The organism is Orrella dioscoreae, assembly GCF_900089455.2.
Classification (GTDB): Bacteria; Pseudomonadota; Gammaproteobacteria; order Burkholderiales; family Burkholderiaceae_B; genus Orrella; species Orrella dioscoreae.
This window is the reverse complement of sequence record NZ_LT907988.1, coordinates 4,841,841-4,848,101: the sequence shown is the minus strand read 5'-3', so window position 1 is coordinate 4,848,101 and position 6,261 is coordinate 4,841,841. Positions and strand designations below refer to the sequence as shown.

The 6,261-nt window shown below is 66.4% G+C and carries 5 protein-coding genes; 3 read left to right on the top strand and 2 right to left on the bottom strand.

The annotated features are described in order from the left end of the window. Positions 1-139 precede the first annotated feature (139 nt). The 3 genes from dnaA to gyrB are packed head-to-tail and all read left to right on the top strand — an operon-like array spanning position 140 to position 5,180. Entirely contained in the window at positions 140-1,573 is a 1,434-nt protein-coding gene (dnaA, locus tag ODI_RS22160) for a chromosomal replication initiator protein DnaA (RefSeq protein WP_067758015.1), read from the top strand. 2 nt (positions 1,574-1,575) lie between these two features. Further along, positions 1,576-2,685: a DNA polymerase III subunit beta gene (gene dnaN, locus ODI_RS22155; protein ID WP_067758399.1), complete on the top strand. Its 1,110-nt coding sequence runs from the start codon at positions 1,576-1,578 to the stop codon at positions 2,683-2,685. A gap of 44 nt (positions 2,686-2,729) precedes the next feature. Then, entirely contained in the window at positions 2,730-5,180 is a 2,451-nt protein-coding gene (gyrB, locus tag ODI_RS22150; protein WP_067758012.1) for a DNA topoisomerase (ATP-hydrolyzing) subunit B, read from the top strand. 13 nt (positions 5,181-5,193) lie between these two features. Here gyrB and ODI_RS22400 read toward each other — a convergent pair whose 3' ends face one another. Both ODI_RS22400 and ODI_RS22145 read right to left on the bottom strand, forming a co-directional pair. After that, positions 5,194-5,331: a hypothetical protein gene (locus ODI_RS22400; RefSeq protein WP_157929806.1), complete on the bottom strand. Its 138-nt coding sequence runs from the start codon at positions 5,329-5,331 to the stop codon at positions 5,194-5,196. Between the two features lie 38 nt (positions 5,332-5,369). Continuing rightward, complete coding sequence (locus ODI_RS22145; RefSeq protein WP_067758009.1) at positions 5,370-6,242, bottom strand: ATP-grasp domain-containing protein; 873 nt, start codon at positions 6,240-6,242, stop codon at positions 5,370-5,372. Positions 6,243-6,261 lie beyond the last annotated feature (19 nt).

Below are 6,261 nucleotides of genomic sequence, written 5' to 3'. Positions count from 1 at the left end.
TTCGGAAAAGCCCACCATTTCATCAAATTTTGCCAGCTTCGTCAAACATTTAGCGCCCTGCGTGGCATCCGGCGGACGGCCAGCCTGTGGATAACCGGGGGGGAGGCAGGGTAGAATCGAGGTTTGGAAAGCGAGTTACATGAACGATTTCTGGCAGACCTGCGTCCGTCGCCTGGAGCAGGACCTCCCCCCTCAACAGATCAGCGCGTGGATTCGTCCGCTCGTTCCGCTTGCGTTCGACGAAACGCAGGCGGTGTTGCGCGTGTCCGCGCCCAACCGCTTCAAGCTCGACTGGGTACGCAAGAATTTCTCCCACCAGATCGAGGCGCTGGCCGCCGAATGGTTCCAGCGTCCAGTGCAGGTCTGCTTTGAACTGCCGCCTTCGTCCGCGCCCCGTGGCGCCGCCGCGCCCGCTGCCCGTCCCGCCGCCCCGGCCATGCCGGGCGCCGGCCCGGCCGGCCCCGCCGCCAGCGGCATGCTGCCCGGGCTGGGCGTGCCAGCCGCCGCGCCCGCCGCGCCGCCGCCGCCGGTCGCCGATCAAACCTATGACCGCTCGCGCCTGAACACCGATCTCACGTTCGAGAACTTCGTCACCGGCAAGGCCAACCAGCTCGCGCGCGCGGCCGCGCTGCAGGTCGCCGAGAACCCCGGCATCTCGTACAACCCGCTGTTCCTGTACGGCGGCGTGGGGCTGGGCAAGACCCACCTGATCCACTCCATCGGCAACGCCATGGTCGCCGCCGGCACCGGCGTGCGCGTGCGATACGTCCACGCCGACCAGTACGTGTCCGACGTCGTGAAGGCCTACCAGCGCAAGGCCTTCGACGACTTCAAGCGTTATTACCACTCGCTAGACCTGCTGCTCATCGACGACATCCAGTTCTTCTCGGGCAAGAGCCGCACGCAGGAAGAGTTCTTCTACGCCTTCGAGGCCATGGTGGCCCAGCGCAAGCAGATCATCATCACCAGCGATACCTATCCCAAGGAGCTGGCCGGCATCGACAGCCGCCTGATCTCGCGTTTCGACTCGGGCCTGACCGTGGCCATCGAGCCGCCCGAGCTGGAAATGCGCGTGGCCATCCTGCTGCGCAAGGCCGAGTCCGAGGGCGTGAACATGCCCGAGGAAGTCGCGTTCTTCATCGCCAAGCACCTGCGCAGCAACGTGCGCGAACTCGAAGGCGCCCTGCGCAAGGTGCTGGCCTTCGCGCGCTTCCACGGCCGCGACGTCCTGACCGTCGACGTCTGCAAGGACGCGCTGAAAGACCTGCTGTCGCTCTCGAACGGCCAGATCACCGTCGAGAACATCCAGAAGACCGTCGCGGACTTCTACAAGATCAAGGTGGCCGACATGTATTCGAAACGCCGGCCCGCCAACATTGCCATGCCCCGCCAGGTAGCGATGTACCTGGCCAAGGAGCTGACGCAGAAAAGCCTGCCCGAGATCGGGGATCTCTTCGGCGGCCGCGATCACACCACGGTGCTGCACGCCGTGCGAAAGATCTCGGAAGCGCGCGCCAAACAGGCAGAACTCAACCACACCTTGCACGTGCTGGAACAAACTCTAAAAGGATGACCATGCAACTGGTACAAACCACACGAGAAGCCTTGCTCAAGCCTCTGTCGACCGTGGCAGGTATCGTCGAGCGCAGGCACACCCTGCCCATCCTGGCCAACATCCTGCTACGCAAGGAAGCGAACCGGGTCTCGTTCATCGCGACCGACCTGGAAGTGCAGATCACGACGCACGCCGATTTCGGCGTGGGCCATGACAATGAATCCACCACCGTCGCGGCGCGCAAGCTGGTCGACATCCTGCGCGCGCTGCCGGGTTCCGGCGACGTGCGCCTGGGCCTCGCCAGCGGCAAGCTCAGCGTGCAGACCGGCAAGAGCCGCTTCGCGCTGCAGACGCTGGCCGCCACCGAGTTCCCCACCGTCGCTCAGCCCGAGCACTGGGATGTCTCGCTGTCGCTCACGCAGAAGTCCTTCCGCCACCTGCTCAACATGGCCCACTTCGCCATGGCCCAGCAGGACATCCGCTATTACCTGAACGGCATGCTGCTGGTGTTCGAGCCGGGCCAGGTGCGCGCCGTGGCCACCGACGGCCACCGCCTGGCGCATTGCGCCACCGCCGTCGAAGGCGTCGCGCAGCGCCACGAGGTCATCGTGCCGCGCAAGACCGTGCTGGAAATGCAGCGCCTGCTGGAAGACAGCGACGAGCCGCTGGAAATCGACGTGGCCGCCGGCCAGATCCGCTTCCGCTTCGGCGCGGTGGAACTGGTGTCGAAGCTGGTCGAGGGCAAGTTCCCCGACTTCACGCGCGTCATTCCCACCACCTACACGCGCCACTTCAACGTCAACCGCGAAGCGCTCCTGGGCAGCCTGCAGCGCGCCGCGATCCTGACCACCGACAAGTTCAAGGGCGTGCGCCTGCAACTGGCGCAACACCAGATGAAGATCTCGTCCTCCAACGCCGAGCAGGAAGAGGCGCAGGAAGAGATCGATATCGACTACGGCCACGAAGCCCTGGATGTGGGCTTCAACGTCAGCTACCTGCTCGACGTGCTGTCCAACATCAAGACCGAGGAAGTGACCTGGTCGGTCATGCCCGACGCCAACGCGTCGGCGCTGATCACGCTGCCTGGCGACGAGCAGTTCAAGTACGTCGTCATGCCGATGCGGATCTGATCCCCCGACCCTGGCCCCTGCCGTCCACCCGATAAAGAGTAAATATGTCCGATACGACTTCCCGCGATCCCGCCGAATATGGCGCCGACTCAATCAAGATGCTCAAAGGCCTGGAGGCGGTGCGCAAGCGCCCGGGCATGTACATCGGCGACACCTCCGACGGGACCGGCCTGCACCACATGGTCTTCGAAGTGGTGGACAACGCCATCGACGAAGCGCTGGCGGGTTATTGCGACGACATCGTGGTGACCATCCACACCGACAACTCCATTTCGGTGTCGGACAACGGCCGGGGCATTCCCACCGACGTCCACAAGGATGACGAATTCCAGCGCAGCGCCGCGGAAATCGTCATGACCGAACTGCACGCCGGCGGCAAGTTCGACCAGAACTCCTACAAGGTCTCGGGCGGCCTGCACGGCGTGGGCGTGTCCTGCGTGAACGCGCTGTCGACCTGGCTGCGCCTGACCATCCGCCGCAATGGCGAAACGCACAAGATGGAGTTCCGCCGCGGCGAGCGCGTGGCGCCGCTCGCGGTCGTGGGCCCCACCGAGGGCCGCGGCACGGAAGTCCACTTCCTGGCCGATCCGGAAATCTTCAACAACATCGAGTTCCACTACGAGATCCTCTCCAAGCGCCTGCGCGAGCTCTCGTTCCTGAACAACGGCGTGAAGATCCGCCTGATCGACCAGCGCAACGGCAAGGAAGAGAACTTCGCGTTCTCGGGCGGCGTGCGCGGCTTCGTGGAATACATCAACCGCAACAAGACCACGTTGCATGGCAATGTGTTCTCGGTCAGCACCGAATCGTCGGCCGGCGGCACCAACGTCGGCGTGGACGTGGCCATGCAGTGGAACGACGGCTACAACGAAAGCGTGCTGTGCTTCACCAACAACATCCCGCAGCGCGACGGCGGCTCGCACCTGACCGGCCTGCGCGCGGCGATGACCCGCATCATCAACAAGTACATCGCCGACAACGAACTGGCCAAGAAGGCCAAGGTCGAGACCACCGGCGATGACTTGCGCGAAGGCCTGACCTGCGTGCTGTCGGTCAAGGTGCCCGAGCCCAAGTTCAGCAGCCAGACCAAGGACAAGCTGGTGTCCAGCGAAGTGCGCCCCGCGGTGGAAGAGGCCGTGTCGCGCACGCTGGAAACCTGGCTGCTGGAGCACCCGAACGATGCCAAGGCGCTGTGCGCCAAGGTCGTGGAAGCCGCCCGGGCCCGCGAGGCCGCGCGCAAGGCGCGCGAAATGACCCGCCGCAAGAGCGTGCTGGAAGGCGCCGGCCTGCCCGGCAAGCTGGCCGACTGCCAGGAAAAGGACCCCGCCCTGTGCGAGATCTACATCGTCGAGGGTGACTCCGCGGGCGGTTCCGCCAAGCAGGGCCGCGACCGCAAGTTCCAGGCCATCCTGCCGCTGCGCGGCAAGGTGCTGAACGTGGAGAAGGCGCGTTTCGACCGCCTGATCGCCAGCGAGCAGATCGCCACGCTGATCACCGCGCTGGGCACCAGCATCGGCCCCGACTTCAACGTCGAGAAGCTGCGCTACCACCGCATCATCATCATGACCGACGCGGACGTGGACGGCGCGCACATCCGCACGCTGCTGCTCACGCTGCTGTATCGCCAGATGCCCGAGCTGGTGGCGCGCGGCTATGTCTACATCGCCCAGCCGCCGCTCTACAAGGTGAAGGCTGGCCGTGAAGAGCGCTACCTGAAGGACGAGCAGGAAGAAGCCCAGTTCATGATGCAACTGGCGCTGAAGGATGCCGAGGTCATTCCGGCGCCGGGCGCCGAGCCCCTGCGCGGCGAGTCGCTGGCCGAGCTGGCCCGCCAATACGTGCTGGCCGATGCCGTCATCGCCCGCCTGTCGCGCGTCTTCGACGAATCGGCGCTGTCGGCCATCGCCGAAGGCGTGTCCATCGAGCTGGACGACGAAGCCCAGGCGCAAGCCTCGGCCCAGCGCCTGCAGGCCGCGCTGGAAGCGGCCGAGCTGCTGCCCAACCAGGTGGAAGTGGTGGCGCAGTACGTCGCCGAGTCCGAGAAGCACCGCCTGCTGGTCAACCGCAAGCACCACGGCAATGTGCGCGTCAGCGTCATCGACGCCGACTTCGTGCGCGGCGCCGACTACGCCGTGCTGGCCAAGGTCGCCGAGATCTTCAAGGACCGCCTGAGCGCGGGCGCCATGGTGGCGCGCGGCGAAGGCGAGAAGCGCCGCGAGCAGCCCATCGCCGATTTCCGCGAAGCCATGCAATGGCTGCGCAGCGAGGCCGAGCGCGGCGTCAGCAAGCAGCGCTACAAGGGCCTGGGCGAAATGAACCCCGACCAGCTCTGGGAAACCACCATGGACCCCAAGGTGCGCCGCCTGCTGCGCGTGCAGATCGAGGACGCCATCGCGGCCGACGCGATCTTCACGACGCTGATGGGCGACCCGGTGGAGCCGCGCCGCGCGTTCATCGAAGAGCACGCGCTGTCGGCGAGCAACCTGGACGTGTAAACCCAGGCGGCCCTCACGGGCCGCGCCACGCCAAATGAAAAAGGGCTGCAGTGATGCAGCCCTTTTGTCCTGCGGCGACGATGCCGCCGATGCCGACCAGGCTGCCCGCCTTGAAGCCGCTCACGTGGGCGCCGTAGGCGTTGATGGCCATCGTGCTGGGCGCCTGGTGCAGTGAGTCAGGGGATGGGATCAGCGGGCGGACGACAGGCGGGCCGCCGCGGCCCGGGCCAGCCGCCCGGGGGCCTGTTCGTCGGCATGCCAATGCAGCGCGGGCTCGATGAGTTCCAGTTCCATCAGGGTGAACCGCCCTCCGATCTCGATGCCGTCGACCCGTGCATACAGCGGCATGGGGTGTCCCAGCGCGCTCAGGCCGTCCAGGACGGCGCGGGCGGCGGCGCGCAGCGTGTTGGATGGCTCGGCCGCCTGCACGGTTCCTCCATGCGCGGGCTGCACGCGGAAGTCGCCGCGGGCCGGGCGTTTCAGGACGGCGTGGCTGTATTCGCCATCGATGAAGACCAGCGACCATTCCCCGTGGGTTTCGATCTCCGGCACGAAGGGCTGGATGAGGTAGTGGCGCGCCGGCGGCAGCCCCAGCAACTGCGCGGTGAAGGCAGCGTCGCCTGCCGTGCCGCGCAAGGTGTCGCGGGCGCTGGCGCTGATGGCGGGCTTCACCACCACGGGCTCACCCCGCCGCGTGGCCAGGCGCGCCGGCAGTTCCTGCGCGCAGGCGATCTCGGTGGCAACGACGTCCGCATCCGTGGCGGCCAGCTGCGGCAGATACCGCTTGTCGCTGTTCCAGCGCACCGTCTCGGGTGCGTTGAACACCGGCACGGGCAACGCCGCCAGCCATGCCAGGAAGGCCTCGTAATGTTCGACGTAATCCCAGGTGGAGCGCAGCAGCACGCCGTCCACCGTGCGCCAGTCGAAACCCGGCTGGTTCCACGGGACGGCCAGGGCAGCGATGCCTTGCGCTGACAGCGCGGGAATCAGGCGCGCGTCGTCGGCGGAGAGGTCGGGGTCGGCCAGGTAGGTGGCCAGGGCAAGGCGAGGGGCGGTGGACATGGGCCCAGACTGTACACCT

What these genes read in the sequence shown, in the direction of transcription:
- ODI_RS22400 (WP_157929806.1), bottom strand. Translation starts at nt 5,331, where the DNA reads ATGGCCATCAACGCCTACGGCGCCCACGTGAGCGGCTTCAAGGCGGGC.
- dnaN (WP_067758399.1), top strand. Translation starts at nt 1,576, where the DNA reads ATGCAACTGGTACAAACCACACGAGAAGCCTTGCTCAAGCCTCTGTCG.
- ODI_RS22145 (WP_067758009.1), bottom strand. Translation starts at nt 6,242, where the DNA reads ATGTCCACCGCCCCTCGCCTTGCCCTGGCCACCTACCTGGCCGACCCC.
- dnaA (WP_067758015.1), top strand. Translation starts at nt 140, where the DNA reads ATGAACGATTTCTGGCAGACCTGCGTCCGTCGCCTGGAGCAGGACCTC.
- gyrB (WP_067758012.1), top strand. Translation starts at nt 2,730, where the DNA reads ATGTCCGATACGACTTCCCGCGATCCCGCCGAATATGGCGCCGACTCA.